Source organism: Streptomyces sp. NPDC047917 (assembly GCF_043204345.1).
GTDB classification, from domain to species: Bacteria; Actinomycetota; Actinomycetes; order Streptomycetales; family Streptomycetaceae; genus Streptomyces; species Streptomyces sanglieri.
Genome location: NZ_JBIDCA010000004.1, coordinates 278,223 through 301,974, shown reverse-complemented (window position 1 = coordinate 301,974; position 23,752 = coordinate 278,223). Strand labels below are relative to the sequence as shown.

The window sequence follows — 23,752 nt, the reverse complement described above, 5'->3', positions numbered from 1 at the left end:
CGGAAGTCCGGTGAGAATCCGGCACGGTCGCGCCACTGTGAACCCGTACCTGTGCGGGAAGTCAGACCCAGCACCCACGTCTCAGGCACCACGATCGGGACGCGTGTTCCCTCAGGAGGTTCTGTCATGGCACAGACTGCTGCCCCCGCCACCGCCGTACCGGCGATCACCCCCATCTCCCTGAAGGCCATCGCCCCCTGGGCGGTCTTCTTCGGGATCCTCATGCTCGTACTGCTGTACTTCGTCGGTGCCGAGCAGGGCGCCACCGCGGTCATCTCCGGCGAAGGTGTCCACGAGTGGGTCCACGACGGCCGCCACCTCCTCGGATTCCCCTGCCACTGACGTACCGTCCGATCCTGGGGAAACCTCATGAACTCCATATCTGTCAGAGCCCTGCTCGTCCGCGGCATGCTGGCCGGACTCGCCGCGGGCGCGCTCGCTCTGCTGGTCGCCTACTTCCTCGGTGAGTCGCGTGTGGACGCGGCCATCGCCCTGGAGGAGGCGCACAGCCACCACCACGACGGCGGCGAGGAACTGGTCAGCCGCACCATGCAGTCGACCGCCGGCCTCGCCACCGGTGTACTGGTCTTCGGCGTCGCCATCGGCGGCATCGCCGCACTCGTCTTCTGCTATGCCCTCGGCCGGATCGGCAGGTTCGGCCCCCGGGCCACGGCCGCGCTGATCGCGGGCGCGGCACTGCTGACGGTGTACGTCGTCCCGTTCCTGAAGTACCCGGCCAACCCGCCGGCCGTCGGCAACCCCGACACCATCGGTCCGCGCACCGCGCTGTTCTTCCTGATGGTCGCCCTCAGCGTGCTGCTGGCCGTCGCCGCCGTCATCCTCGGCAAACGGCTGGCTCCCCGTCTGGGCAACTGGAACGCGACGGTCACGGCATCCGCCGCGTACGTCCTGGTGATCGGGGTCGCCTACGCGTTCCTGCCCTCGTACAACGAAGTCGGCAAGGACTTCCCGGCCTCCCTGCTCTGGGAGTTCCGACTGAGCACCCTCGCCGTGCAGACCACCCTCTGGGTGAGCTTCGGGCTCCTCTTCGGCCATCTGACGGACCGGCTGCTCGCACCGAGGACCGGAACCGTCACCACCGGAGGCAGCGGCGCGAACCGCCCGGCCACCGCGGCCGGCTGACCGGCACCACACACGCGGGCGGAACGCCGGAACCCCGACGGGACCTCCCGTCGGGGTTCCGGCGTTCCGCCCGCACCGGATCACTCCTCGGACCGCGGGCCCCAGTCGGTCCGGTAGTACTTCAGCCGCTCGTCCTGCTTCTCCAGACGCATGCCGACGGCTTCCATGACGCGCTGGGACGCGACGTTGTCCAGGTCGGTGTCACCGTGCACACGACGCACCCCCTCCTCACGGGCGAACAGCAGCAGGGCGCGCAACGCCTCGGAGGCGTAACCCATTCCCTGTGCCGAGGGGACGAGGCCGTAGCCGATCGTGACGTCCCCGTCCTCGTCCGGCGCGCCGTGGAATCCCATCCCGCCGATCACCAGTCCGTCCGTGCGGCGACATATCTCGTACGAGCAGAAGGGACTCGGATCGCCGGTCGTCTCACAGGTCTCCAGGAAGCGCTGGGCCGCGGACTTCTCCCCGGGGGACGGATAGCCGGGCGCCCAGCGGGCCCCCTCACCGGGCGTGCCGGAGATCACCCGCAGGGCGTCGGAGGCGTTCATCGGGCGGAGCAGGAGGCGAGAGGTCTCAAGGTCGGTCATGAGCGAGTGGAATATCACGCGGGACGAGCACACGGCATCCGAAAATCGGCCGGGCGGCCGCCGACGGCGTCGATTCCGGTGTGCGGGCGATGCGCACACGACGCCGCGCCGGCCGCCCGTGCCGTGCGGGCGCCGCGCCCGCCGCCCGCACCGTGCCCCTCCCGGACTCAGGTGCCCGACGGCCCCTGAGCAGCCGCTCCGTCCGGAGCGGAGCCGAAGTCCCCGGAGAACGCCGCGGCCATCCGCAGATGACCGGCCGCCTCCGCACTCCGCCCCTGACGCTCAAGGGTGCGGCCGAGCATCAGCCGCGCGTAGTGCTCGACCGGGTCGCGCTCCAGCACCGCCCGCAGCTCCGTCTCGGCCTTGCCGAGCCGTGCCGAGTGGTAGTAGGTCCGGGCCAGCAGCAGACGCGTCGACACCTGCTCCGGGACCTCCTCGACCAGTCCCTCCAGGATCCGGGCCGCGCTCATGTACTCCTTGGCCTCGAAGAACATCCGGGCACGGTCCCAGCGGTCGGCAGCCGTGCCGAACTCGAAGTAGGTGTCGCTCACTTGACCTCCTCGGTAACGGATCGCGCCGGGCTCCTGCCCCGCTCCGTCCGACCGGTGGCCGAGCCGCTGCCCAACCACCCTGTGACTGGCCCAACGGCGCATGATGATTGAATATTCCACTAACTTGTCGGCGTGGGTACCGGCTCTCCCGGACCCGCTCAGGAATAGGTTGAGCGCCATGAGCAATCTCGATCGCCAGGCCGCACTCTCCGTCTGTGGAGGACGGGGGTTTGTCGTCGCCGAGCCCGTGCGTGAACTCCTCACCCCTCGCCACGTCCGGCTGGGTGAGTCCACCGAGGTCCGCAGACTGCTGCCCAACCTGGGCCGCCGGATGGTCGGCGCCTGGGCCTTCGTCGATCATTACGGTCCCGACGACATCGCGGACGAACCCGGGATGCAGGTGCCGCCGCACCCCCACATGGGCCTGCAGACGGTCAGCTGGCTGCATGAGGGCGAGGTCCTGCACCGGGACAGCGTCGGCAGCCTGCGCACGATCCGCCCGCGCGAACTGGGGCTGATGACCTCCGGCCGGGCCATCAGCCACTCCGAGGAGAGCCCGAAGGCCCACGCGAGGTTCCTGCACGGCGCCCAGCTCTGGGTCGCCCTCCCGTCCGCCCACCGCCACGTCGAGCCCCACTTCCAGCACCACACCGACCTGCCGACCGTCTCCGCCCCAGGCCTCACCGCCACCCTGATCCTGGGCGAGCTGGACGGCACCACCTCTCCCGGCACCGCGTACACCCCGATCGTCGGCGCCGACCTCGCCCTGGCCGCCGGCGCCGAGGCCCGGCTGCCGCTGGACCCGGACTTCGAGTACGCGGTGCTCTCCATGTCCGGCAGCGCCGAGGTCGACGGCGTGCCCGTGCAGCCCGGCTCCATGCTCTACCTCGGCTGCGGCCGCTCCGAACTCCCGCTGCGCGCGGACAGCGACGCGGGCCTCATGCTCCTCGGCGGCGAACCCTTCGAGGAGGAGATCGTCATGTGGTGGAACTTCATCGGGCGCTCCCACGAGGAGATCGAGGAGGCCCGGCGGGCCTGGACGGAGACCTCGCGCTTCGGCGAGGTGAAGGGCTACGACGGCGACCGGCTGCCCGCCCCCGAACTCCCGCCCGGCCCCCTCAAGCCGCGTGGCCGAGTGCGCTGACGTGGCCTTCCGCGGGTGGCGCCGGCTCGCGAGCCAGTGAGCCGGCGCTGGTTGCGGCACCTCGGGCGGTATCGAACGAACCGGCCGGCGGTGGTCGGCAGGCGACCCCGAGAGTCGTGGGTGTGGCCAGCTGGTGCAGGGGCTGCTCGGATCAATGCTGACCCGACGCCGACTTCCCTGATGGCCAGTCAGCTTCCGGCGCCGGGGTTACGACACCCGCCCGGGCTGCCATCGCGACCGCGTTGCGGCCCGGGGCGCTGAGCCCACCACGGCGGTTCCCAGCCGCGTGTCGACCGACGCCCGGCAACCTACGGCTCCTCCCTCCTGCAGCACGAAGGAGCATGCACTGCTGTGTGACTTCTACAATCCGGAGAGTCGCCTCCGCCTGGCTCTGTCACACCGCCGTGGTGCTGTGCTGGACCCGTCGGTGGCCATTCCTCTCGGACGCTCATCGGCGTTCCGGGCTCGTCGGCCGTGGATGCAGGTGTGAATCCCGCGTCCCGGAGATCCTCGCCGGTTCCATGGTGTCGATTCCGTCCGTGTTCTTCCCTCACATGAGCAGGTGACGATCGCCGTCCAGTCGTCGGCGTTCGAAGACGAGCCGGACGGCGGCGGATCCCTCGCCGACGGCGGCGGCGACCCGCTTCACGCTGCCGCTGCGTGCGTCGCCGACACAGAACACGCCCGGCTCGCTCGTTTCGAAGGGCAGTGGTGCCCGGTCGGCTTCCCAGGCGCTGTCGAGATCCTGTCCGGAGAGCAGGAAGCCGTTGCGATCCGTCGCCAGCCGACCGCCGAGCCAGCTGGTGCAGGGCGTTGCGCCGATGAAGACGAAGACGGCGCCGGCCTCCAGGCGCGAACGCCGGCCGGCCTTCCGGTCGACGACGTCGATTGCGGTGATCTCCGAGTCCGCCACGAGGGCGACCGTCTCCGTCCGAAGCCACACCCGGATCCTCGGGTTGGCCGTGATCTCCTCGATGAGGTAGCGCGACATCGAATGTTCCAGATCCTCGCCCCGGACCAGCAGATGTACTGGACCGGATGTCCGCGACAGGAACATCGCGGCCTGTCCCGCCGAGTTTCCCCCGCCGATGACAGCGACCGGCTTGCCGAGGCAGGACTGCGCCTCGGCGACGGTGGCGGCGTAGTGAACGCTGTTTCCCTCCCATGACTCGGCTCCGGGCACGGTAAGGCGCCGGTACTCGGCGCCGGTCGCGATGATGACGTCCCGGGCCCTGAACACGCGCCCGTCGTCGCAGGTCACGCAGCGTCTGCCGGGGCGGCCGGCGAAGGCGGCAGCGCGGGCGTTGCGGTGCAACCGGACGCCGAACTTGGCCGCCTGCACGACACCGCGGGCGGCGAGCTCGGCGTCCGCGAGGAGGTGCCGGCCTGGCCCCCGAAGGCCGCCGCGTCGAGCAGAGCCGTCTGCAGTCCCTCCGACGCGCCGTACACCGCCGCCGCCAGGCCGCCCGGGCCGCCTCCGACGACCTGCAGGTCGCAGACGTCCCGGTCGTCGTCGGCCTCGGCGGGTGGCTCCCCGAACTCTGCGGCGATGTCGGCCGGTTGCGGGTTGCGCAGCATCGGCCGCCCCGGGACGAGCACGATGGGGAGGTCCGCGACGGGCACCCGGAGTTCCCGAAGCAGCGCCTCGGCCTCTGGCCGATCCTCCAGGTCCAGCCAGTTCACAGCGGTCCGACTGCGTGAGAACGACTGCAGCAGTGCCCGGCAGTGTGGGTCGTACCGGGATCCGACCAACGTGAGACCGGCGCGCTTGCGCAACAGGTTCGCCCGGCGTTCGAGGAACGTTCGCAGAACGAAATCGCTGAGGTCGGTGTCCTGCGTCATCAGCACCTGGATCTGCCGCAGCGGGACGCGCAGCACGCGGCCCGCGCTCCGCATGACGCCGGCGAGGCGTGCGCGCTCGCCGGTGAGCATGCCGATCTCGCCCAGGAACTCGCCCGGACCGTACGAGGCCACTACCCGCTCGGTCGTCTCACCGAGCCGTTCCACGATGTCCGCCGCCCCGTCGAGGACGACGAAAAAGTCGTAGGACGCGTCGCCGGCCGCGAAGAGGACGTCCCCGGCGGCTGCGGTGTGCTCCGAACCGACCACCCCGAGCCGTGCGAGCTGCTCGCGCGCGAGGAGCGCGACCGGAGTCCACGCAGGATTCCCGCTCAGTCCATGGTCGTCCATCGCCACCCTCTCGATCTGACCCCGGTCCCATCCTGCGTGCCGCCGGTCCGCCCGGTCTGTCACCCGTGCGGGTGAGGAAACGGCGCCGCGCACCGTGAGGCCTACGGCACATTCCTGCTCGGCGGCGCTTCGTGACACCCCGAACCGCTGTGCGGGACCTTGTGCGCGGCCAGGCCGTTGGCGAGCTGGTACGTGTGCTCGGGTGGGACGCCGCCGACGGATGGTGGGTACACCTGCGGCGCTGCGCGCTGTGTGGCCACGTCGGGTGCTGCGACGACTCGCCCGCCAAGCACGCCACCGCCCATTGGACGGCGACCGGACACCCGTGATCCGCAGTTTCGAACCGGGCGAGGGCTGGTTCTGGAACTGCGACACCTCGGAGTATTCCGAGACCGGACCCGAACTGGCTCCACCCGACAGCCACCCCCTCGACCAGCCGGTCCCGGGCCCCACTGGGAGGGTGCCCGCCGACTGGGCGGAGCAGCTGGACCGGCACTGACGGAAGACCGCCGGCTTGCCTGCCGGCCACACCCGGTCGATGAGTGACTGCGCGCGTTGTTCCTGGCGGGCCGTGAATCGCGGATCTCGCTTGTTCGGCGCGTACGCGCTACTGCGGTCCACTGTGCTGCTGCCCATCAAGCGCGGGCCGGGCCCACTCCGCACTGCGCGCGACGAGGCTGGGACGACCAGGTCCGATGAGTGCTGGGTGACGATCCTGCCGGACTGCGCAAACAGGATCACGGTGTCAGTTGTAAGTTGCAGCGCGGTCCGGTGACCGTCCTACTCCAGACTTGGCGGTGTCCATGGAACACCGCGATCGAACGGTGGGCCGGACGCGCACTCAGTTTCCAGGTGTAGTCCGCGGGCCCCTGACCGATACTGGTCCACGGACAAGCATGGGGAGTTGCCCGACGGCCGTGCGTCGATGTCGGAACCGAGCGCGCTGCTGAAGGCGGTCTCGGTTCACGGTCCGCGCCAGACGTTGGCGAAGGCGGCGTTCTCGATGGCCCGCCTCTGGCGTACGGCCTCCAGCTCCATCACCGCGTCGTGGACGGCGGCCACCACGGTCGTCACCGCCTCGTCATCGAGGCCGGTCTCGTCGTCGGATCGTTCGTCGTCGATGCCCACGACCGAGGCGAGGGCGGCCAGGACGGGTTCCTTATCGTTCCAGCGGTCGGCTGCACGGCGGCGGGCGGGTGTATCGACCGGTTCCACGCGTCCCGAGCCGAAGGACAACCGACTGCTTCGCTGCGGCTTCAGCTCACCGTTCTCCTTCAAGGCGGCCTGGTACGCGGCCGAGAGGTCTCGGCCACGGCGCCACAGCCAGTCCTCGACCCGTTCGTAGGGCGCCTGCCGAGTGAGCCCTGCCGCGGCCTCGCACATGAACCGGTCGTCCAGCGCCGGAGGTTCACCCGGCACGACGCGGTCTCCGTCCAAGGCGACCGCACCCGCACCGATGAGATCGATCAGCTCGGCTCCCGCGAGCGCGAGGGACAGATCGCCCTGCCCCACGGAATGCTTCAGGTCCATGGAGATGATGAACAGGTCTTTCGCCGTGGTCATGAACGGCTCCCCTCGGAGACATCGAGAAAGGTGCGTCCCCCACCGGATACGGGGTGACGCAGCTCGTCGGCGGCCTCAATGACGCCCTCTGCCGGTCAGTACATACGCCGACACCCCTGGGAGGGCTTGTGTGACGATCAGGCAGTGAGGCCTTCGATCGCCACGGGAAGGTGGCGGGGGCCGCGCAGCACTGCGTTGGCCCGGTACGGCGGCGGGTCCTCGATCAGCCGGGAGAACTTGACCCGGCGGAACAGTTCGGGCACAGCCACATGTAGTTCTATACGGGCGAGCGGGGCGCCGAAGCAGTAGTGGATGCCGGTGTAGAAACCCAGGTGCTCGTTGTCCTTGCGGTCGGGATCGAACCGGTCGGGCTCCTTGAAGCGTTTGGGGTCGCGGTTGGCCGCGGCCAGCATGAGCCAGACCGGTGAGCCTTTGGGGATCGTGGTGCCGGCGACGTCGATGTCGGCCAGGGCGGTGGTCCACGGGACGAACTGGACCGGGGGCTCGTAGCGCAGTACTTCCTCGATGAGGGGGACGGCCAGTTCCGGCTCCTTCTGGAACCGGTCGAGGACGTCGGGGTGGCGCAGCAGGGTGAGGGTCGTGTTGGTGATCGCGTTGACGGTGGTCTCGTGGCCGGCGACCAGGAGCAGGACCGCGGTGGCCTCCAGGTCTGCCGGTGTCATGTCGGGGGCGAGCGCGCTGAGTATTCCGGGGCCGGGGTGGCGGCGTTTGGTCTCGATCAGGTCGGACAGATAGGCGCCGATGTCCTGGCGCGCCTGCTGTGCCTTTTCCTGGCCGCTCCGGCCGGCGGCTTGGGGATCGATTCCGGACGCGAGGGCGTCGGCCCAGCCGTGGAAGAGCGGTTCGTCCTCGCGAGGCACGCCGAGAACCTTGCAGATGGCAGTGACGGGAAGGGGATAGGAGAAGTCCTCGACGATGTCGACCTGGTCCTTGCCGTCGAAGGCGTCCAGCAGCTCGGTGACGACTTGGGCCAGCTCTCCGCGCAGGCCATCGAGGAATCTGGGGCTGTGCGGAGGACCGAACGGCCGGTTGATGGTGTCGCGCAGCCGGTCGTGCACGGGCGGGTCGGTGAAGATGAAGCTGGGTGGCAGACCGGTCTCCTCCGCCGGGTGCCCGACGCGCGCGTAGCCCGGCGGACGGTTGCTCGTGTCGTTGCTCAGCCGCGGGTCGTTCGCCAGGTTCCGCACCTCGTAGTAGGTGCTGACCAGGAAGGTGCCGTCGTCCTCCCGCCTGACCGGTGTCTTGCGCAGTTCTGCGTAGAGCGGGTACGGATCGGCCCGATTGGCGTAGTCGGCGATCTGCGCAGTGATGGTGCCTGGGGTCATGGTGTCTCCTGAGGGGCTCCGGGCGGCACAGGGCCGGTGATCAGGCATGCGACGGAACGAACTCGACACGCCGCTCGTCCGGTGAGTGACCCGTCAGCGTGACGGTGGGCCCGTGGGTGGGCAGATGGGGGTCGGGGAAGGCCGGGTCGACCGACTCCAGAGTTTCGGTGCGACGGTCGACCGTGTCGTACTCCGGCGGGAACGGCGCGCCGGCCGCGATCTGCTGCTCGTAGAACCCCAGCCACTTGGCTCCGTCGAAGGACGCCGCGGCGATGACGCGGCCGCGGTACCCGTACACCGCTACGAACCGCTCCTCGGAGAGCGTCCCCTGGGCGACGACCAGCTGGTCGCCCAGCGAGGGAACACCCACCGACTTGATGTTGACACCGAACTGGGATGACCAGAACATCGGCAGCCACAGATGCGGACGGCGCTTCGGACCTGCACAGATCATGTTGTGAGCGGCGATCTCGGCCTGTTCGACCGCGTTGCCCCAGTGCTCCAGCGCCAGGAACTGGTAGTCGAACAGCGGGTGGGGGCTGCGTGCGACATCACCGGCGGCGTAGATGTCGTCGGTGACGATGCCATTGACGTCGAACACCCGGCACCCGGCGTCGCACGCGATCCCCCGGGGGCCCGCGGCCACCCCCGAACCGGCGAGCCATTCCGTGTTCCGGACGGCACCGAGCGAGACGACCGCCACCTCCACGTCGATCGCCGAACCGTCGGACAGATGAGCGCGCCTGAGTCGTCCCGCATAGTCGCCTTCGAGAGCGGTGACACTGACTCCGCAGCACAGATTGACTCCGTGCTTGCGCTGCAGCCGGTCCGCGACCGCGCCGATCACCCCACCGAGCGCGCCTACCAGCGGTGCCGGGCCGCGCTCGGCAACTGTGACCTCAAGGCCCAACTCCCGGCAGGCGGAGGCGACCTCGGAGCCCGTGAAACCGGCTCCGATCACCAGCACCCTGGAGGCGCCCCCGGTCAGTTTTCGGTGCAGGCGTGCTGAGTCGTCGCGGGTACGCAGCACGAAAACCCCGTCCAGTGCAGCCTCTTCCGGGTGGAACCAGGGCCGAGCTCGTGTCCCGGTGGTGATCAGCAGGCGGTCGTAGGGCACGGTGTCGCCGTTCGCCAGGCGCACCCGCTTCGCCTCCCGGTCCAGGCCCTCAGCGGCGCCGCCCAGACGCCACTCGGCATCGATGTCGCGCCGCCGCGGCAATGCCGTGTCCTCGGCCCGCGCCCGCCCGAGCAGCGCCTGCTTCGACAGCGGCGGCCGGTCGTAGGGTTCGTACGGCTCGTCGCCGATCATGGTCAGCGATCCGGTGAAGCCCTTGTCGCGCAAGGTCTCCGCCGCGCGCAGACCGGCCAGCGAGGCACCGACGACGACAATGCGGCCCTGGCGCCGCAAGACCTCGACGTCGGTCTCAGCGGACATGGGGCTCCACGCCCTTCGTCGGCTCGTCGGAGTAGTCGACGAGGATGGCCTGGACCGGGCAGGCCGCAGCGGCCTTTTCCACCCGGTCACGTTGCGCCTCGTCGAAGTGCGGGGAGAACAGCAGCGCTTCGTCGCCATGCAGAGCGAAGACGTCCGGGGCGAGAAAGACGCACTGAGCGAATCCCTGGCATCGGTTGAGATCGACGACAAGCCTCATCTGGAACCCGCTCCCTGGATCGGGCCGCGGTCCTGGGCTTCGCAGCCCTTGTGCTCGGTCCACACGATCGGTCGGCATGCCTTTCCTTCAGGATCGGTCCCCTCGCAGCGGCCCGCAAACCGGGTGCGGGGCCGCTGCGTCGATCGGCTTCGGGCTGCTCCTCCAGGTCCGAACCGATCGCCCCGAGCCGAGCGCGCTGCTCGGGCGCGAGCAGAGCGACCGGAGTCCACGCCGGATTCCCGCTCAGTCCATGGGTCGTCCATCGTTACCCCTCTCGATCTGATCCCGGTCCCGGCCGCGTTCGATGAGCCGAACCTGATCGCCCACAGCGGCCTGGTGCCGGAGGCTTCGGCGTAGTCGCACGGCGTCCGGTCTGTGACTGAGTGAGGTCGACTTCGGCAAGATCGAAAACTTTCGCATCTCGCCGGTCGCGGGAGGGGGGCGTCCCACCAGGGTATGAATTCGCCCTTCGGCTCAGCCCTTGCTTCACATATCGATATTCGATAGATTTCCATCGTATTTCGATGGAAGGATGAGTCATGGGAAAGCTGACCGTGCGCGCGCTGCGCACCGTGCTCGTGGTGGTGCTCACCGGCACCGTGTTCGTACAGGCATTGATGGTGTGGGCGTTGGTCAGCGGAAACGATCCGGAGGACGGGTCGCTCCCGCTGACCGCACTGCGCGTGATCACGATCCTGGGCATCGGGACGGCTCAGGTCGCCCTGGTCTGCGTATGGCGACTGGTGGCGATGGTGCGGCGCGGAACTGTGTTCTCCCACGCCGCCTTCCGGTACGTGGACGTCATCATCGGCGCGATCGTCGCGGCTGCCCTCGTGTGGTTCGCGGTCACGGCCGTGAATGCGCCCGGCCAGCGGGAAGACCCGGGCGTCACTCTCATCATGGGCGGGATTGGCGTGGCCATCCTGGGGGTCGCGCTCATCGTGCTCGTACTGCGGACGCTGCTCGCCCAGGCCGTCGCCCGCGATGTCGAAGCGGCGCAGATGCAGGCCGAGTTGGACGAGGTGATCTGATGCCGATCGCCGTCGACATCGACGTGATGCTGGCCAGGCGGAAGATGTCCGTGGGCGAACTCTCAGACCGCGTAGGGATCACGCCCGCCAACCTGGCGGTACTCAAGAACGGCCGCGCCAAGGCGGTGCGCTTTACGACGCTCGCAGCACTCTGCGAGGTGCTCCAGTGCCAGCCAGGCGATCTGCTTCGCTGGGAGGCCGAGGACACCGCGGGCGAATGAACCGTGCCTGCCGACGCGTCATCGCCGATCCCGCTTGCCTTTGACCAACTTCGCGAGCGTCCCGGGCGTACCCGGAGACATCCCGGGCCGGCTGGAGCGTCCTGCCGAGGTGCCCGGCCCTCGCGATCCACGCGGCGTACGGCACGCTCTGGTCGTCATGCTTGCGCTGTCCGCGTGCGCGTTCCCGGCCGGAGCGGTCTTTCTGTCGGCGGTGGGTGAGTGGATCACCGACGCCCCGTCGTCCGTCCTTGGAGCGTCTCGGCGTACGGACCGATCCGCCGTTCCCGAATCGGTGCCTGCCGGCGGAGTCGGCGGTGCGTCGGCTGCTGGGCCGCATCGACGGCGACGCAGTACATCGTGATCGTGAAACGGAACCAGAAGAGGCTTCACAGGAAGCTCTACAAGCAGATCAAATCCCTTCCCTGGAAGCAGATTCCGCTGCAGGCAGCACGACGATCGCCGAGGAGGCTTCCCAGCTGCGACCGGCTCAGCACCCGGCGCCATGGCGACCTGGCGCAACCTCGCCGCCAGTGCTCTTCGCCTCGCCGGGAAGAGCAGCATCGCCGCCGGCCTCCGGCACAACGCCCGCGACGCCGGCCGGCCGCTCATCCTTCTCGGACTCACGTGATCACGAATCGGACGGCACGCGACTGCGGCGAAGTCCTGGTTCGGTGCCCCTGCCCGGCTGACCGAGGGGTGGGTCTGCCCGAGCTGGGTGGCGCCGCGGGTTGGCAGCCTTGCCCGCCGCCAGTACCGGCACAGCCGCTTCCTACCTGTCGTCTTCGTCCCGGCCTTCTTCGAAGACGAAGAGTGGTTTGGTGCCGTGTGCGGGTGCTTCGGCGAGCGAGATGGCTTCAGTGAAGCGTTCGAGCGGGAACGGCCGGCCTTGGGGGATGCTCAGCACTTCATCAGCGACGAGACTTCGAACCTGGGACAGCGCGCGCAGTACTTCCTCAGGTGAGGCAGTGCCGAACCAGCGGTTCAGCCAGAAGCCGCGGACTGCTTTGGTCTCGTAGATGACCGAGCGTGCCTGCAGCGGGATCGTCAGTGCTGCCGGGTCGGTCTGCCGATGGGTGGAGAGCGCGCCGTAGACCACGACCTCTCCTCCGGGAGCCAAAGCCTGGGACACCTGGGCACCCACGGGGCCCGCGACACAGTCGATGGCCTTACGCACGCCGACCGGTCCCGCTATCTCAGCCACACGTTGCAACAGGTCCTCGTCCTTGGTGCAAATGACCCCGTCACCACCGAGCGCTTTGATCTCCTCGACGGCATCGCGCCGCCGCACGACATTGATCGTGCGAATACCCAGATGCCTGGACAGCTGAATGACGAGCCGGCCGACGGTGGAGCCCGCGGCCGTCTGCAACAACCATTCACCGGGCTGTACGTCGAGTTCGTGCGTGACGAGGAGCAGCGAGGTCAACGGGTTCACGGCGAGTTGACAGGCGCTGGAGTCGCTCAGACGGTCAGGGACCGGCAGAAGCCTTCGTGTATCGGCAACAAGATACTCCTGCCAAGTGCCGGCCACATGGGGCCCGGGGACCGCCGGGACCGCAGCGGCCACCACACGCTCGCCGATCTCCGGGCCCTCGGTATCCGGGCCCAGGGCCTCAATACGGCCGACGCATTCCATGTGCCCCCCAACGGTGGGAAACTCGGGGGAGAAACCGTAGCGGCCACGCAGCACGTGCAGATCACTGGCGTGAATCGGAGTCGCCTTCACACGGATCAACGCCTGACCGGCATTCGGAGTGGGAACGGGCCGGGACTCCAGCCGCAGAACGTCGGCAGGCTCGCCGACCTTTCCGGCTACGAGCGCACGCATGAATTGAGGCATGAGTGTCCTCTCGTCCCTCAGCGCCCGAGGAACCCGGCAGGCTTTCTGGAAAAGAACGATGCTGGCGTCGGCCCTCGTCGGCTCCCAGGCTTCGGACCCTTCCTTCACGCTACGCCCGGCCCCGGCAAGATTCCCGGCGACGGACGACGAAGCGTGGCGCGAATGCCAGCCGCGCCGGTTCAGGTGCTCAGCAGGCCGCCGAGGGATACGGCCGGAGACCGTCGATCGGGTCGCGCTCTTTGGTGGTGCCCGCGTACAACCGGGCCTCGGTGAGCAGCCCGTCGTTCGCCGCCGGGCAACTGGCCCGCCCATGTCGCCGGACACCCGCCGGGCGCCATGCTCAGCTTCCTCCTGCTGGACCGCATCGGACTCGGCGGCGGAGCCTGGGCCGGGATCTGGCGCATCGTGACCGGCGCCTCCGTGGGGGTGGCCGCCGTGACCGCCCTCCGGACCCTGACGACGAGCGCACCGCCCCCACTGCCGCGCTCCTGCCGGCACCAGGCCGGGCGGTCGCGTCGGCCGTGGGCGTACCCGGGGTGTGGTGGCCCCACACCCCGGGTACGTCCGCGGCGCGGCAAGGGCATGGGCTGTGCGGGCCCGGCGCGTGCTCAGATCCTGACCTGTACGTACTCCTTGCCCTTGTCGTTCTCGACCACGACCTTCTCGACGTCGTCCAGGGGGACGGCTGCCGAGCCGTCGAGGTTCGCCCCCTTCTCTTTGTTGGCGACCAGCCAGCTGCCGGCGATCTCGCGCTTGCCGCCCTTCGCCACAACCACGATGCGGCAGCGCTCTCCCGCCGGGATGCCGGTGACCGAGGCATTGAGGCGGATCCAGTCGACTGCCGGCGTCACCTTCAGGCGCATCTCGCTGCCGGTTCTGGTGCTGTGGCCCTCGACGACCTTCACGCTCCCCGGGGGCGTGGCCGGCGCGGTGGCCGTGACCGAGGGTGCTGGCGGGCGGGCCTCCAGGGCGCGGCCGTCGCCCGTGTTCTGTCCGATCAGTATGCCGCCACCGAGCACGGCGCCCGCTGCGACCGCCGCGACCGCGCCCAGGACCGCTCTTCGCCGCAGCGTCTGCCCGGCGCGTTCGTTGCGGACCTGCCTCAGCGTGCGCTGGAGCAGCAGGTCACCGCCTTCCGGGGGCCCGTCGAGGAACGCCTCCGGGGGCATTTCGCCGAGCGCGGACTCCATCTCCCGCAGCCCGTCCAGTTCGTCGCGGCACTTCTGGCACGAAGCCGTGTGTTCGTCGATGGTTCGCACCTCCTGCTCATCGAGCGCGCCGAGGACATAGGCGCCGAGCAGTTCGCTGTCGTGTTCCCTGGTGCTCACACCGCCACCCCCTTCAACGCCACCAGCTTCACTGCCGTCGGTCTGTCCGCGTACATGTCCCGCAGGGCCTTCAATGCATAGTGTGACCGGGACTTGACCGTCCCGGGTGGTATCCCGAGTCTGTTCGCCGCCTCGGCGACGCTCCTGCCCTGGAAGTAGATTTCCATGAGTACGTCCCGGTGGTCCGGGGAGAGCCGGTCGAGCGCCTCCATGACGACCATCGAGTCGACCACGGCGTCCGCGTGGTCCTGCTCGACGGGCTGGGTGGTCACCGACTCGGCGACCTCCGTGGGGCGCGCGGCCTTGGCCCGGTACCGGTCCGTGATGATGTTGCGGGCCACGGTGAGCAGCCAACCACGTACCGAGCCCTTGCCGTTGACCAGCGCGTCCGGATGTTTCCAGGCCCGGATCAGGGTTTCCTGGACCACGTCCTCGGCGGCGCTGCGATCGCCGGTCAGGCGTTGCGCGTACGCGAGCAGGGCTCTGCCGTGTTCCTCGTAGAGGGACCGGATCAGTGCCTCGTCACCGTTGTCCTGTCTCTGCCGGCTGCGGGACCACAATGCCGCCATCCATCTTCTCCGTCCTCTCCTGGGCCGATGCGCTGAACACGGACGGCGGGCCGGGGCGGTTCAATTCCCGGCAGATGTGCGACAAGTCACAGGTCGGTCGGGGGTTGTGCGAGGGGTCCTGGTCACCCCGCCTTGCACTGCCGGTCCTCGTTGATGCAGCGCACCAGCTCCGCCATGCGGTCCCCGGTCATCACGTTCACGAACATCGCGTGGTCGGTGATCGGGTCGCGCAGCTGCTCCGGGAAGGAGTCGACGGCGAACGGCGTGCCCTCCGGGAGCTCATAGGTGAGGGTGACGCGCAGTTGCGGAACGGGGAACGTGGCCCGTGGGCAGGCGCCGTCGGCGGCGGGGAACGGTGTGTGCGCGCGGTGGTCGGGGCTGTCGGTGGCGAGGCCGTTCCAGCAGCTCGGGAAGTCCAGGGTGCGGGTCGGTCCGCTGCCCTGCGGGCAGCGTGCGTAGTTCCGGGTGAACCGGTCCGGGTAGCCGGAACAGCCCCACTGTGCACGGACGTTCATGCTGTCCGTGGTGGCCGCGACCGGGTCGCCCGTCATCAGCCGCAGGAAGCGGGGCATGCCGACGACCGAGCTGACCGGGTTGCCACGGAACTCCACCCGCACCGAGGAGGCGGTGACGGCCTCACCGGTGTTGCCGTGGGCGCCGACGCCGGCCTTGTGGGCCTCGCCGGTGCGGTCGAGGCGGCGCAGCACCGGCCAGTAGTAAGTGGACCGGTCGCCGCCCGCACAGGTGGTCTCGGCGGCGGCCAGAGTCCGGTCGGTGGACAAGGCGTTGGTGGAGAGATTGCCGACGTAGTCGTGGGTGTGGTGGGCGCCGTTCACGACGCCCGGGGAGGTCACGACGTTGTCCATGTTGTAGTGGCCCTGTTCGTTGCGGCCGCAGTCGACGGTGTACGAGCCGGTGGATGCGTCGGGTCCGGCAGCGGCCCTCTGGGTCGGCGCAACGGTTCCGATGTCCACATACTTGCTGTCAGCGGGCGCGTTGGACACCCTGGCGGCCCCGTCGGCGCCGAGTGTCATGACGCCGAGGAACACGACCAGCCCGAGCGTCAGGGGAAGAATCCCCCAGAGCAGGCGGGAGTGGGAGAAGGGCAGCTTGATCCGCACGGAAGCAGACTGGCACCAGTGACCGGGGCAGGCAAGATTGCCCGCAATCCGCCCGCCAAACCTCCATCAACTCCCTTCCGGCGAACGTCAGAGGAACAACTGCCCCCGTACGGCGCCGTCGGGGAACTCACGGGTGTGCACGTCCGAGTAGAAGCTGGTCGGGCTCCCCTTGAGGCGTGCGATCAGCTCGGCGTCGGGGGTGCTGACGCTGCCGGAGATCGCGAAGACGTTCTTCGGTACGGGAGTGACGAACAGCGGGAGCCGTACGTCGCCGTTCTCGCCGAGCACCCCCTCGTGGATGTGTCCGGCCAGCGGCGCCCCGATGTTCACCCAGGCCATGGAGTAGTCGACGCGGTCCGGCCTCGGGTGCAGGAACGTGGTGCTGTGCCCGTCCGGGTCGCCCGCCTTTCCGGCGTCGTCGGCCGGGATCTCCTGGCCGCCGTCCGCGAGCGCGCGCAACTTGCCGCCCCTGATGATGCTGAGCGGGTTCACCGGCTTGTCCAGGAGCCGTAGCTGTCCGCGCACCGTGCCGCCGGGGGACTTTTTGGAGTGCAGGTCGATGTAGAAGCCGCCGGGGTCGGTGCGCAGCCGCCGGGCGAGCGCGGCGGAGGACATCGAGGTCTGCCCGGCGGCGGAATTCACCGAGGCGGGCATGGCCGTGCCGAACAGCTCGGCCTTCACCCCGCCGTCACGGCCGGCCCGGCCCTGGTGGAGATGGGCGCGCGCCGGCCTGCCGATGCCGTTCCAGGTGAGGGCGAAGGTGACGCGGTCGCCCTTGACCTTGATGAGCGCGACGGCCTTGCCGTCCTCGGCGGGCCCGTCCTTCTTCTGCACTCCCTGGTCACCGGTGAGCCGGGCGATCAGGGAGACGGCCGGCGCCCGAGCCGCTTCGGCGGCGGCCGTCGAGACCCGGGCGCCGGGGTCGTCCTCGGCCGATGCCGGGGCCGTACCGGCGAAACCGGTGAGACCGGCGACGAGCACGGCGACGCCCGCCGTGACAGTGAGCCTGCGCATGTCTTTCGTCCTTCCGGGAGTTGGGCTTCCAGGGCCCTTCGCGTCGATCAACGGACGGACGGCCGAACCGGTTCAACGCCGCTCGTGATTCGGCGGGCCGGCCGCCGAGAGGGCGGCGTTCGCTGAACCCGTACGGCGGGCTGCACGTGTGGGCCACGGGGAAATCGCCCCGCCGCTTTTCACGACGTACGAGAGGTCATCACCATGCGCGCACGCAAGGCTCTGTTCGCGATCCCGCTGGCCCTGGCACTTGTCGCCTGCGGTGCCGGGAGCGACGGCGGCACCGGCAGCAGCACCGGCGGCCACAAGGCGCCGGGCAAGGCAGTGCCCGGCAGGGCGGCGCCCGGCACCGAGGTCTCCGTGACGGATGTCGGGCTCGGCTCCATCCTGGTCGACGGCCAGGGCCGCACCCTGTACGCCTTCACCAAGGACAAGGAGGCCACCAGCAACTGCGACGCGGAGTGCATCGCCGTGTGGCCAGCGCTGACCAGCCCCTCCCCTGCCTCCGCGGGCAAGGGCGTCGAGAAGTCGCTGCTGCGCGAGGCGAAGCAGTCGGGGGGTGCCGTGCAGGTCACGTACGGGGACTGGCCGCTGTACTACTACGTCGGCGACATGGCGCCCGGTGATGTCAACGGGCAGGGCCTGGACGGCGAGTGGTTCGCCGTGTCGCCCGACGGGAAGCTGGTCCGCAAGTCCGCGTGACCGTCTCCGCGGCCCGGTCCCGTGCCGCTCCGTGTCCCGTACGCCCTTGCTCCGGCGGGTCGTTGAACCGTTCCGCGTCCACGGTCGTGTGGAGCGGGGCGGGACACGCCCGCCGGACGACGCGTACGAGGGAGGAGCCTTGGCCGAGATAGAGATGCCGGGAGACGAGGTGCAACGTCTCGGTGAACTGCTGGGCCGGGTGGTGGAGCTCATCGACACCCGGCCGTCGGGCTACAACCCCGAGGACGTCGGCCCGCCGCTGGTGCGCCCCGGTACGAACTTCGACGACGCGTGGAAGGACGGGCGCGTGCAGGTCAAGCGGAACAGCAAGGACCTCAAGGACGGCTGCGACGCCATCGTGAAGGCCTTCGCCGAATTCGACACCAAGATGGGCTCTTCGCTCAAGGAAAGCGGCAGCCAGGGCAGTGGCGGCGACGCAACACCCGCCGGGGGCGCCGCCCGGCCGTCGTCCTAGGACGACGGCCTCATCGCTTCCCCCTGTCCGCCTGGCCCGACACGGGCCCGGCCCCGGAACGAACTGAGGAGAACGGTCCCATGACCACTGGTTCGCACACCTTCGGGATCGCCATCCCGGAGAACTGGACGGAGTACGACCTGCACGGCGACACGCTCGCCGAGCGCCGCGCCGAGATGCTGCGGCACGCTCCGCAGAAGGAGACCCGGGACGCCATCAACCACACGTTCCGCAGCGCGCGGCGCATCATGGAGGGCGCCCGCATGCGCGGCGCCGTCTATGCGGCGGGCACCACCGCCATGTACGAGGACGGCCTGCTGATGGCGGGGCTGATGGTGTTCAGCGTGAATCCGCCGCCCGGTGAGGACTTCTCCGCCAAGGGCATCGCCGAACAGTTCTCGGCCACCGGGGGCCGCCGCCGCGAGGGCACCACCCGGACCCTCACGACGGCGACGCTGCCGGGTGTCGGTCCGGTCGGCCGGATGAGCGGCATCGAGGAGACGGAGATCGCCGACGGCATCTCGTACAAGATGGTGGTGACGCACACGTTCGTGCCGGTTCCCGGTGGTGAGCGGGTCCTGATCATCACCTGCTTCAGCCCGAACATTCCGCTTGCCGAGCCGCTGTGCGACCTCTTCGACGCCATCACCTCGACGTTCGCCTTCGGTGAGGAGGCGCCGGTGGCCGCCGGCGCGGCGGCCACCTGACCGACGCCGGCCTCGCACAGGGCCCGGCCGTTCCTGGGAGGAACGGCCGGGCCCTCTTCTTCGTGTGTGCCCAAGGCCGGAAGGCCTCCGCTCCCCCCGGTGGCCGGAGGGGAGCGGAGGCCTTCCGGCCTTGCTCCGTGGTGCGGTACGCCGTACTGCCGGTCAGTCCACCGTCGTGGCGGGCACGCGGACCGTGGTGAAGCGGCCGTCGCCGAGCTGCAGATGGGCGCGGCCGGGTTCGCTGTCCTGGCCCATCAGGCCACGTGGCAGACGGGCGCCGACGAGTTCGCCGTCGCCCATCAGGCGGGGCGCGAGCAGGGCGCCGCACCGGTTGCGGCGTACGGCTGCCTGCCAGCCGCCGATGCCGCCGAGCAGTGCCTCGTTGTTCCCGGCCACGATCAGGCCCCAGCCGTCCCCGGCGCTGCCGCGGGCGAGCGCGACGAAGTCGGTGTCGAGCTCGGAGTTGATCATCATTTCCGCGTCGTCGACGAGGATGGCTCCGGCGGGGCTGTCCACCTTGCCGAGTGCGGCGCGGAAGTCGGCGACCGCGACGTCTGCGTCGGTGAAGACCTCCACGACGCCGGGCTGTCCGGCGAGGCCGCGCAGCGGCGAATTGCGCGGCGCGATCACCACGATCTTCGTGCCGGCATCGGTCAGCGACTTCGCCATGGCGAGCAGCACCGTACTGCGGCCCGACCTCGGCGGACCGGCGACCACGAAGGACGGCACCTGTGACAAGTCGGTTCCGATGGCGGCGAGTTCGTCGCCGCCGACGCCGATCATCGCCCACAGTGGGGAGGTGTTCCGCGGCTTGCGGGCGAGGGCGTCCGCGAAGTCCAGTTCGTCGGGCAGGACGTCCACGCGGAACGGCCTGCGCTCGGCGGGTACGTCGGCGTCGCGTTCCGCGACCCGTTCGGCGAGTGCGCCGAGTGCCTGGGCCTGGCCCGCGCCGGTGGCGTCGGTGCCGTCGGTGCCGGGGATCAACGCGACCTGGGCGCTGTTGGTGTCCCTGGCGAGGACACCGCGGCCGGCCGGGAGGTCCTCGGGGACATTGCGGGCGTTGAGGCCCACCATGGAGTAGTCGGAGCGGTCGTTGAGGCGCAGGACGAGCTTGTCCTCGGTGGAGGCGGAGAACCGGCTCTGGCCGAGGATGCGGTCGCCGGACAGCACCAGATGCACGCCGACGCTCGCGCCCTCGCGCATCAGGAGGGTCATGGCGTCCATCAGGCTGCCCTGGTCGTAGTTGGCGAAGTCCCGCTCGAACGCCTCGAACCGGTCGACGAGCAGCAGGATGTGCGGGGGCCGCTCCGCCTCGGGCAGGGCGCGGCGCAGCTCGGTGAGGTCGGCGACGCCCCGCCTGCCGAGGAGTTCGCGGCGCCGCCCGACCTCGGCGGCCAGGCGGTTCAGGAGGCGGGCCACCCGCTCGACCTGTCCCCGGTCCACCACGGCACCGCAGTGCGGCAGTCCACTGAGGGCCTGGAGGGCTCCGTTGCCGCAGTCGAGTCCGTACAGGTGGACGTCGGCGCAGCGGTGCGCGCCGGCGAGAGCGGCGGCGAGGGTGCGCAGCGTCTGGGACCGGCCGCTGCGCGGTGAGCCGACGATGTACAGATGGCCCATCTCGTCGGGGCCGAAGGCGAGTTGACGCTGGGTCTGCTCGGTGGGTACGTCCACGAGGCCGTAGGCCACCGGGGCGAGCCGGCCGTCGTCGGACGCCTCGGGGGGCGTGGGCAGGTCGGTGAGGGTGAGGGTGTCGGGCAGCGGGGGCAGCCACGGGCGGCGGGCGGGCGGTACGGAGAGCCGGGTGGCCGCGTCGCGTACCGCCGCGACCAGCACCGACAGGTCGGTGACCGGCTGGAACGCGTCCTTCTGGGCGTCCGGCCTGGGTATCGGGGCGCCGAGGGCCTCCCAGTGGAGTTCGGTGAGCATCGGCGCCGGGCGTTCCTCGTCCGTGTCCGAGGCGTCGAGGCGGCGGCCGCCGATCCGGCCGGTCTGGAACGGCAGCAGCGCCGCGTGGCCGAGCCTGGCGTGGGCGCGGCCGGGGGTGCGGGGCGAGAGCTGCCCGGAGTCGGGGGCGTCGATGATGTCGCGGCTCTCGCCGGTGTCGGTGGTGCGCAGCGCGATCCGCAGGTTGGTGTTGGCGCGGATGTCGGCGGTGACGGCGCCGGAGGGCCGTTGGGTGGCGAGAATCAGGTGAATGCCGAGGGAGCGGCCCCGCTGGGCGATGTTGACGAGTCCGGAGACGAAGTCGGGGAGTTCGCGCACCATCGACGCGAACTCGTCGATGACGAGGACGAGCCGGGCCATGGCGGCGAGCTCGGGGCGGCGGGTGCGCTTGTCGGTGTAGTCGTCGATGTCCTTGGCCCCGGCCTCGGCGAGGATGTGCTCGCGCCGCTTCAGTTCGGCGCCGAGGGAGACCAGGGCCCGCCCCACGAGGTGGGTGTCCAGGTCGGTGACCATGCCGACGGTGTGCGGCAGGTCCTCGCACTCGGCGAAGGCACTGCCGCCCTTGTAGTCGACGAGGACGAAGTTCAGCTCGTCCGGCCGGTTGGCGACGGCGAGGCTCGCCACCAGGGACTGGAGCAGTTCGGACTTGCCGGATCCGGTGGTGCCCGCGATCAGGCCGTGCGGCCCGTCGGCGGCCAGGTCGACGGCGAACGGACCGTCCACGCCCTCGCCGAGCACGGCTCGGGTGCTGCGGGCGGCGATCACCCAGCGCGCGGCGACGGCGTCGGGGGTGGGCGGTTCGAGACCGAGTACGTCGAGGAGCCGGGCGGAGGCGGGCAGCAGGTTCTCGTCGGCGTCCTCGCCCACGTCGCGGATCGGCGCGAGCGCGCGGGCCACGCCCACGCACCAGGAGCGGGTCGGCGCGTCCATGCGGACCTCGTCGACGGGGTCGGCGCTGTCCTGCTCGGCACGCAGCCACTTCGGCCCGGCCACGGCCACGGCGCGGCACTCCTCGGGCAGGAGCCGGGCCTCGTCGTCCACGCACAGCGCGTACACGCCGACGGCCGGTCCGTCGCGGAGGATCTGGATGACGCCGGGCAAGGAGCGCAGCCTGCGGGCGCCGTCGAGGACGACCAGGACATCGGGTTCGCCCACGGCACCGCCGCGCGGCGCCCGGTCGCCGGCCTGCTGCCGGGCGGCGATCACGGTGGTGAGTTCCGCGATGCGGCGGCCCACGGACTCGGCGCTCGCGCCGACCAGGGAGATGGTGTCCTCGCCGAGCGGCGCGCAGTGCGGCAGCCAGTGCACCCAGGACCAGCGGTCCGCGCCGCCGGTGCCGGACAGTACGCAGATCCGCAGGTCGGAGGGGCTGTGCAGGACGGCGGCCTGGGCGATCAGCCAGCGCACCAGCGGCTCGGCGATGTCGCCTCCGGCGACGCCCATGACGCCCGAGGCGCGCAGCGGCACGGTCACGGGCACGGAGTGCGTGGTGCGGTCGACCCGGCGGCGGTGTTCCGGCTCGGCGGGGTCCTGGAGCTCCACGTAGGCGGGGCGGTCGGCGACGCCGAGCCGCATCAGCAGGAAGTCGTCGTCGCGCCAGCGGCGCTCCCACAGCCGCTGACGTGGGCCGGTGGCGATCAGGAGGGCCGACGCCGGGTCCGGGGCGGCGAGGCGCCGGGCGTGCTGTTCGGCGAGCACCGCCTCGTCCACGTCCTGTTCCAGGACGGCCTTCTTCTCCTCGTACTCCTTGAGCTGGTCCTCGTAACTCTCTTTGCCGCGGCGCTTGTTGGAGAACTGGGAAATGAGGGCGACGACCGGGGAGAGGACACCGAAGATCAGGAACCTGGGGTTGTTGAAGATGACGAACGAGACGCTCGCCATCATCAACGGTGCGAAGATCAGCACGAACTGGAGCTTGTTGCGGGTGGGTTTGCCTGGTGGTACGGGGAGTTGGAAGCGGTTGTTGACGGGCGGGGGCAGCAGCCGGGGCGGCCGGTTGTAGTCGAGCCCCACGCCGTCGTCGGAGGGCTGGAGGGCGGCGTCGGGCACGGAGGGCGCGGCCAGTTCGAGCAGGGCCGGGCCGACGGTGAGGACGCCGCCGAGCGGCCAGTCCGTCCAGTCCCGCGCCTCGGTGCCGTCCCGTGTGACGCCGTCCTGGTCGACCGAGCGTACGGTCGCGGTGCCGTCGGCGTGCACCTTCAGGCGCGCCGCGGTCTTCGCGAGCCCTTCGGCTCGGAGCTGGATGCGGCAGGACGCGGCGGAGCCGATCTCGTAGTCGCCGGGCGACAGCCGGAAAACCAGCCCGGCGTCGGCGCCGCCGATGCCGCGCAGTTCCACGACGCCGTCCGGCTCCGGGCCCGCCTCGGGTGCGGGAGCGTCCAGGGACAGCAGGCTGCCCGAGCGCAGGGCGGCGGCGGCCATCGGCTGGTCGGCGGGGAGCGGGGTGGCCCCGTGGTACAGGACGGGCGGGGTGTCCGGGGTGCCGCCGCGCAGCCGCCGGTGCAGTTGCTCGGCGAGTTCGCCCGCGGGGGCCGCGGGGTCGGCCTCGATCATGATGTCCGCGGTCTGACCCTGCTCCGGGTCGACGGCGGTGACGGTCAGACGCATCGTCAGTGCTCCTTGGG

General features: G+C 70.3%; 23 protein-coding genes and 1 pseudogene. 10 read left to right on the top strand and 14 right to left on the bottom strand.

What is annotated here, in order from left to right; all coding sequences use genetic code 11:
- The first annotated feature begins 126 nt into the window (after window positions 1–126).
- Together ACGF8B_RS11115 and ACGF8B_RS11110 are read left to right on the top strand one after the other, a co-directional pair.
- Window positions 127–342: a CbtB-domain containing protein gene (locus ACGF8B_RS11115; protein ID WP_124720415.1), complete on the top strand. Its 216-nt coding sequence runs from the start codon at window positions 127–129 to the stop codon at window positions 340–342.
- 27 nt (window positions 343–369) lie between these two features.
- Entirely contained in the window at window positions 370–1,143 is a 774-nt protein-coding gene (locus ACGF8B_RS11110; RefSeq protein ID WP_392736899.1) for a CbtA family protein, read from the top strand.
- An 80-nt stretch (window positions 1,144–1,223) separates the two neighbouring features.
- Here the strand turns inward: ACGF8B_RS11110 and ACGF8B_RS11105 are convergent, their stop codons facing one another.
- Window positions 1,224–1,730 (bottom strand): GNAT family N-acetyltransferase, encoded by a 507-nt coding sequence (locus ACGF8B_RS11105; RefSeq protein ID WP_392736897.1) that lies wholly within the window; start codon window positions 1,728–1,730, stop codon window positions 1,224–1,226.
- 167 nt (window positions 1,731–1,897) lie between these two features.
- Window positions 1,898–2,281, bottom strand: a complete 384-nt coding sequence (locus ACGF8B_RS11100) for a tetratricopeptide repeat protein (RefSeq protein WP_392736895.1) — start codon at window positions 2,279–2,281, stop codon at window positions 1,898–1,900.
- 178 nt (window positions 2,282–2,459) lie between these two features.
- Here ACGF8B_RS11100 and ACGF8B_RS11095 point away from each other — a divergent pair, with 178 nt between their 5' ends.
- Window positions 2,460–3,425 (top strand): pirin family protein, encoded by a 966-nt coding sequence (locus tag ACGF8B_RS11095; RefSeq protein ID WP_392736893.1) that lies wholly within the window; start codon window positions 2,460–2,462, stop codon window positions 3,423–3,425.
- 550 nt (window positions 3,426–3,975) lie between these two features.
- Here ACGF8B_RS11095 and ACGF8B_RS11090 read toward each other — a convergent pair.
- The gene (locus ACGF8B_RS11090) at window positions 3,976–4,767 is read right to left on the bottom strand and encodes an NAD(P)/FAD-dependent oxidoreductase (protein WP_392736891.1); all 792 of its coding nucleotides are present in this window, start codon (window positions 4,765–4,767) and stop codon (window positions 3,976–3,978) included.
- Complete coding sequence (locus tag ACGF8B_RS11085) at window positions 4,683–5,615, bottom strand: Crp/Fnr family transcriptional regulator (RefSeq protein WP_392736889.1); 933 nt, start codon at window positions 5,613–5,615, stop codon at window positions 4,683–4,685. Before ACGF8B_RS11085 ends, ACGF8B_RS11090 begins: the two co-directional genes overlap by 85 nt.
- Window positions 5,616–5,821: 206 nt before the next feature.
- Here ACGF8B_RS11085 and ACGF8B_RS11080 point away from each other — a divergent pair.
- A pseudogene (locus ACGF8B_RS11080) lies at window positions 5,822–6,114 on the top strand (UBP-type zinc finger domain-containing protein); the annotation flags it as partial.
- A 464-nt stretch (window positions 6,115–6,578) separates the two neighbouring features.
- Here ACGF8B_RS11080 and ACGF8B_RS11075 read toward each other — a convergent pair.
- From ACGF8B_RS11075 to ACGF8B_RS11060, 4 genes are all read right to left on the bottom strand, one after another.
- Window positions 6,579–7,178 (bottom strand): GPP34 family phosphoprotein, encoded by a 600-nt coding sequence (locus tag ACGF8B_RS11075; protein WP_392736888.1) that lies wholly within the window; start codon window positions 7,176–7,178, stop codon window positions 6,579–6,581.
- 137 nt (window positions 7,179–7,315) lie between these two features.
- Complete coding sequence (locus tag ACGF8B_RS11070) at window positions 7,316–8,524, bottom strand: cytochrome P450 (RefSeq protein ID WP_392736887.1); 1,209 nt, start codon at window positions 8,522–8,524, stop codon at window positions 7,316–7,318.
- A gap of 40 nt (window positions 8,525–8,564) precedes the next feature.
- The gene (locus tag ACGF8B_RS11065) at window positions 8,565–9,959 is read right to left on the bottom strand and encodes an NAD(P)/FAD-dependent oxidoreductase (protein WP_392736886.1); all 1,395 of its coding nucleotides are present in this window, start codon (window positions 9,957–9,959) and stop codon (window positions 8,565–8,567) included.
- Window positions 9,949–10,176 (bottom strand): ferredoxin, encoded by a 228-nt coding sequence (locus ACGF8B_RS11060; RefSeq protein ID WP_342281599.1) that lies wholly within the window; start codon window positions 10,174–10,176, stop codon window positions 9,949–9,951. The genes ACGF8B_RS11065 and ACGF8B_RS11060 overlap by 11 nt, the downstream gene beginning before the upstream one ends.
- A 539-nt stretch (window positions 10,177–10,715) precedes the next feature.
- Here ACGF8B_RS11060 and ACGF8B_RS11055 point away from each other — a divergent pair.
- The 3 genes from ACGF8B_RS11055 (at window position 10,716) to ACGF8B_RS11045 (ending at window position 12,056) form a co-directional block, all read left to right on the top strand.
- Window positions 10,716–11,207 carry a DUF2975 domain-containing protein gene (locus tag ACGF8B_RS11055; RefSeq protein ID WP_342281600.1) on the top strand — a complete coding sequence of 164 codons (492 nt, stop codon included), beginning with the start codon at window positions 10,716–10,718 and terminating at the stop codon, window positions 11,205–11,207.
- Window positions 11,207–11,428 carry a helix-turn-helix transcriptional regulator gene (locus tag ACGF8B_RS11050; protein ID WP_342281601.1) on the top strand — a complete coding sequence of 74 codons (222 nt, stop codon included), beginning with the start codon at window positions 11,207–11,209 and terminating at the stop codon, window positions 11,426–11,428. Before ACGF8B_RS11055 ends, ACGF8B_RS11050 begins: the two co-directional genes overlap by 1 nt.
- Before the next feature lie 502 nt (window positions 11,429–11,930).
- Window positions 11,931–12,056 carry a hypothetical protein gene (locus ACGF8B_RS11045; protein ID WP_392736884.1) on the top strand — a complete coding sequence of 42 codons (126 nt, stop codon included), beginning with the start codon at window positions 11,931–11,933 and terminating at the stop codon, window positions 12,054–12,056.
- A gap of 141 nt (window positions 12,057–12,197) precedes the next feature.
- Here ACGF8B_RS11045 and ACGF8B_RS11040 read toward each other — a convergent pair whose 3' ends face one another.
- The 5 genes from ACGF8B_RS11040 to ACGF8B_RS11020 all read right to left on the bottom strand — a co-directional run bounded on the left by ACGF8B_RS11040 (window position 12,198) and on the right by ACGF8B_RS11020 (window position 17,300).
- A complete protein-coding gene (locus ACGF8B_RS11040) occupies window positions 12,198–13,256 on the bottom strand; it encodes a zinc-dependent alcohol dehydrogenase family protein (RefSeq protein ID WP_392736882.1) in 1,059 nt (352 codons plus the stop codon).
- Between the two features lie 620 nt (window positions 13,257–13,876).
- The gene (locus ACGF8B_RS11035) at window positions 13,877–14,596 is read right to left on the bottom strand and encodes an anti-sigma factor family protein (RefSeq protein ID WP_392736880.1); all 720 of its coding nucleotides are present in this window, start codon (window positions 14,594–14,596) and stop codon (window positions 13,877–13,879) included.
- Window positions 14,593–15,165 (bottom strand): sigma-70 family RNA polymerase sigma factor, encoded by a 573-nt coding sequence (locus ACGF8B_RS11030; protein WP_392736878.1) that lies wholly within the window; start codon window positions 15,163–15,165, stop codon window positions 14,593–14,595. Before ACGF8B_RS11030 ends, ACGF8B_RS11035 begins: the two co-directional genes overlap by 4 nt.
- A 122-nt stretch (window positions 15,166–15,287) precedes the next feature.
- Window positions 15,288–16,286 (bottom strand): DUF1996 domain-containing protein, encoded by a 999-nt coding sequence (locus ACGF8B_RS11025; protein WP_392736876.1) that lies wholly within the window; start codon window positions 16,284–16,286, stop codon window positions 15,288–15,290.
- A gap of 87 nt (window positions 16,287–16,373) precedes the next feature.
- Window positions 16,374–17,300, bottom strand: coding sequence for a CHRD domain-containing protein (locus tag ACGF8B_RS11020; RefSeq protein WP_392736875.1), 927 nt, complete (start codon window positions 17,298–17,300; stop codon window positions 16,374–16,376).
- A 204-nt stretch (window positions 17,301–17,504) separates the two neighbouring features.
- On the opposite strand from ACGF8B_RS11020, the gene ACGF8B_RS11015 reads away from it, so the two are divergent.
- The 3 genes from ACGF8B_RS11015 to ACGF8B_RS11005 all read left to right on the top strand — a co-directional run bounded on the left by ACGF8B_RS11015 (window position 17,505) and on the right by ACGF8B_RS11005 (window position 19,184).
- The gene (locus ACGF8B_RS11015) at window positions 17,505–18,002 is read left to right on the top strand and encodes a hypothetical protein (RefSeq protein WP_392736873.1); all 498 of its coding nucleotides are present in this window, start codon (window positions 17,505–17,507) and stop codon (window positions 18,000–18,002) included.
- A gap of 139 nt (window positions 18,003–18,141) precedes the next feature.
- Window positions 18,142–18,477: a hypothetical protein gene (locus ACGF8B_RS11010; RefSeq protein WP_392736871.1), complete on the top strand. Its 336-nt coding sequence runs from the start codon at window positions 18,142–18,144 to the stop codon at window positions 18,475–18,477.
- Between the two features lie 80 nt (window positions 18,478–18,557).
- Entirely contained in the window at window positions 18,558–19,184 is a 627-nt protein-coding gene (locus ACGF8B_RS11005; protein ID WP_392736869.1) for a hypothetical protein, read from the top strand.
- 162 nt (window positions 19,185–19,346) lie between these two features.
- Here the strand turns inward: ACGF8B_RS11005 and ACGF8B_RS11000 are convergent, their stop codons facing one another.
- Window positions 19,347–23,735: an FtsK/SpoIIIE domain-containing protein gene (locus ACGF8B_RS11000; protein WP_392736867.1), complete on the bottom strand. Its 4,389-nt coding sequence runs from the start codon at window positions 23,733–23,735 to the stop codon at window positions 19,347–19,349.
- Between the last annotated feature and the right edge of the window lie 17 nt (window positions 23,736–23,752).

What these genes read in the sequence shown, in the direction of transcription:
- ACGF8B_RS11085 (WP_392736889.1), bottom strand. Translation starts at nt 5,615, where the DNA reads ATGGACGACCATGGACTGAGCGGGAATCCTGCGTGGACTCCGGTCGCG.
- ACGF8B_RS11065 (WP_392736886.1), bottom strand. Translation starts at nt 9,959, where the DNA reads ATGTCCGCTGAGACCGACGTCGAGGTCTTGCGGCGCCAGGGCCGCATT.
- ACGF8B_RS11050 (WP_342281601.1), top strand. Translation starts at nt 11,207, where the DNA reads ATGCCGATCGCCGTCGACATCGACGTGATGCTGGCCAGGCGGAAGATG.
- ACGF8B_RS11045 (WP_392736884.1), top strand. Translation starts at nt 11,931, where the DNA reads ATGGCGACCTGGCGCAACCTCGCCGCCAGTGCTCTTCGCCTCGCCGGG.
- ACGF8B_RS11110 (WP_392736899.1), top strand. Translation starts at nt 370, where the DNA reads ATGAACTCCATATCTGTCAGAGCCCTGCTCGTCCGCGGCATGCTGGCC.
- ACGF8B_RS11020 (WP_392736875.1), bottom strand. Translation starts at nt 17,300, where the DNA reads ATGCGCAGGCTCACTGTCACGGCGGGCGTCGCCGTGCTCGTCGCCGGT.
- ACGF8B_RS11030 (WP_392736878.1), bottom strand. Translation starts at nt 15,165, where the DNA reads ATGGCGGCATTGTGGTCCCGCAGCCGGCAGAGACAGGACAACGGTGAC.
- ACGF8B_RS11060 (WP_342281599.1), bottom strand. Translation starts at nt 10,176, where the DNA reads ATGAGGCTTGTCGTCGATCTCAACCGATGCCAGGGATTCGCTCAGTGC.
- ACGF8B_RS11070 (WP_392736887.1), bottom strand. Translation starts at nt 8,524, where the DNA reads ATGACCCCAGGCACCATCACTGCGCAGATCGCCGACTACGCCAATCGG.
- ACGF8B_RS11105 (WP_392736897.1), bottom strand. Translation starts at nt 1,730, where the DNA reads ATGACCGACCTTGAGACCTCTCGCCTCCTGCTCCGCCCGATGAACGCC.
- ACGF8B_RS11075 (WP_392736888.1), bottom strand. Translation starts at nt 7,178, where the DNA reads ATGACCACGGCGAAAGACCTGTTCATCATCTCCATGGACCTGAAGCAT.
- ACGF8B_RS11040 (WP_392736882.1), bottom strand. Translation starts at nt 13,256, where the DNA reads ATGCGTGCGCTCGTAGCCGGAAAGGTCGGCGAGCCTGCCGACGTTCTG.
- ACGF8B_RS11005 (WP_392736869.1), top strand. Translation starts at nt 18,558, where the DNA reads ATGACCACTGGTTCGCACACCTTCGGGATCGCCATCCCGGAGAACTGG.
- ACGF8B_RS11055 (WP_342281600.1), top strand. Translation starts at nt 10,716, where the DNA reads ATGGGAAAGCTGACCGTGCGCGCGCTGCGCACCGTGCTCGTGGTGGTG.
- ACGF8B_RS11095 (WP_392736893.1), top strand. Translation starts at nt 2,460, where the DNA reads ATGAGCAATCTCGATCGCCAGGCCGCACTCTCCGTCTGTGGAGGACGG.
- ACGF8B_RS11115 (WP_124720415.1), top strand. Translation starts at nt 127, where the DNA reads ATGGCACAGACTGCTGCCCCCGCCACCGCCGTACCGGCGATCACCCCC.
- ACGF8B_RS11000 (WP_392736867.1), bottom strand. Translation starts at nt 23,735, where the DNA reads ATGCGTCTGACCGTCACCGCCGTCGACCCGGAGCAGGGTCAGACCGCG.
- ACGF8B_RS11015 (WP_392736873.1), top strand. Translation starts at nt 17,505, where the DNA reads ATGCGCGCACGCAAGGCTCTGTTCGCGATCCCGCTGGCCCTGGCACTT.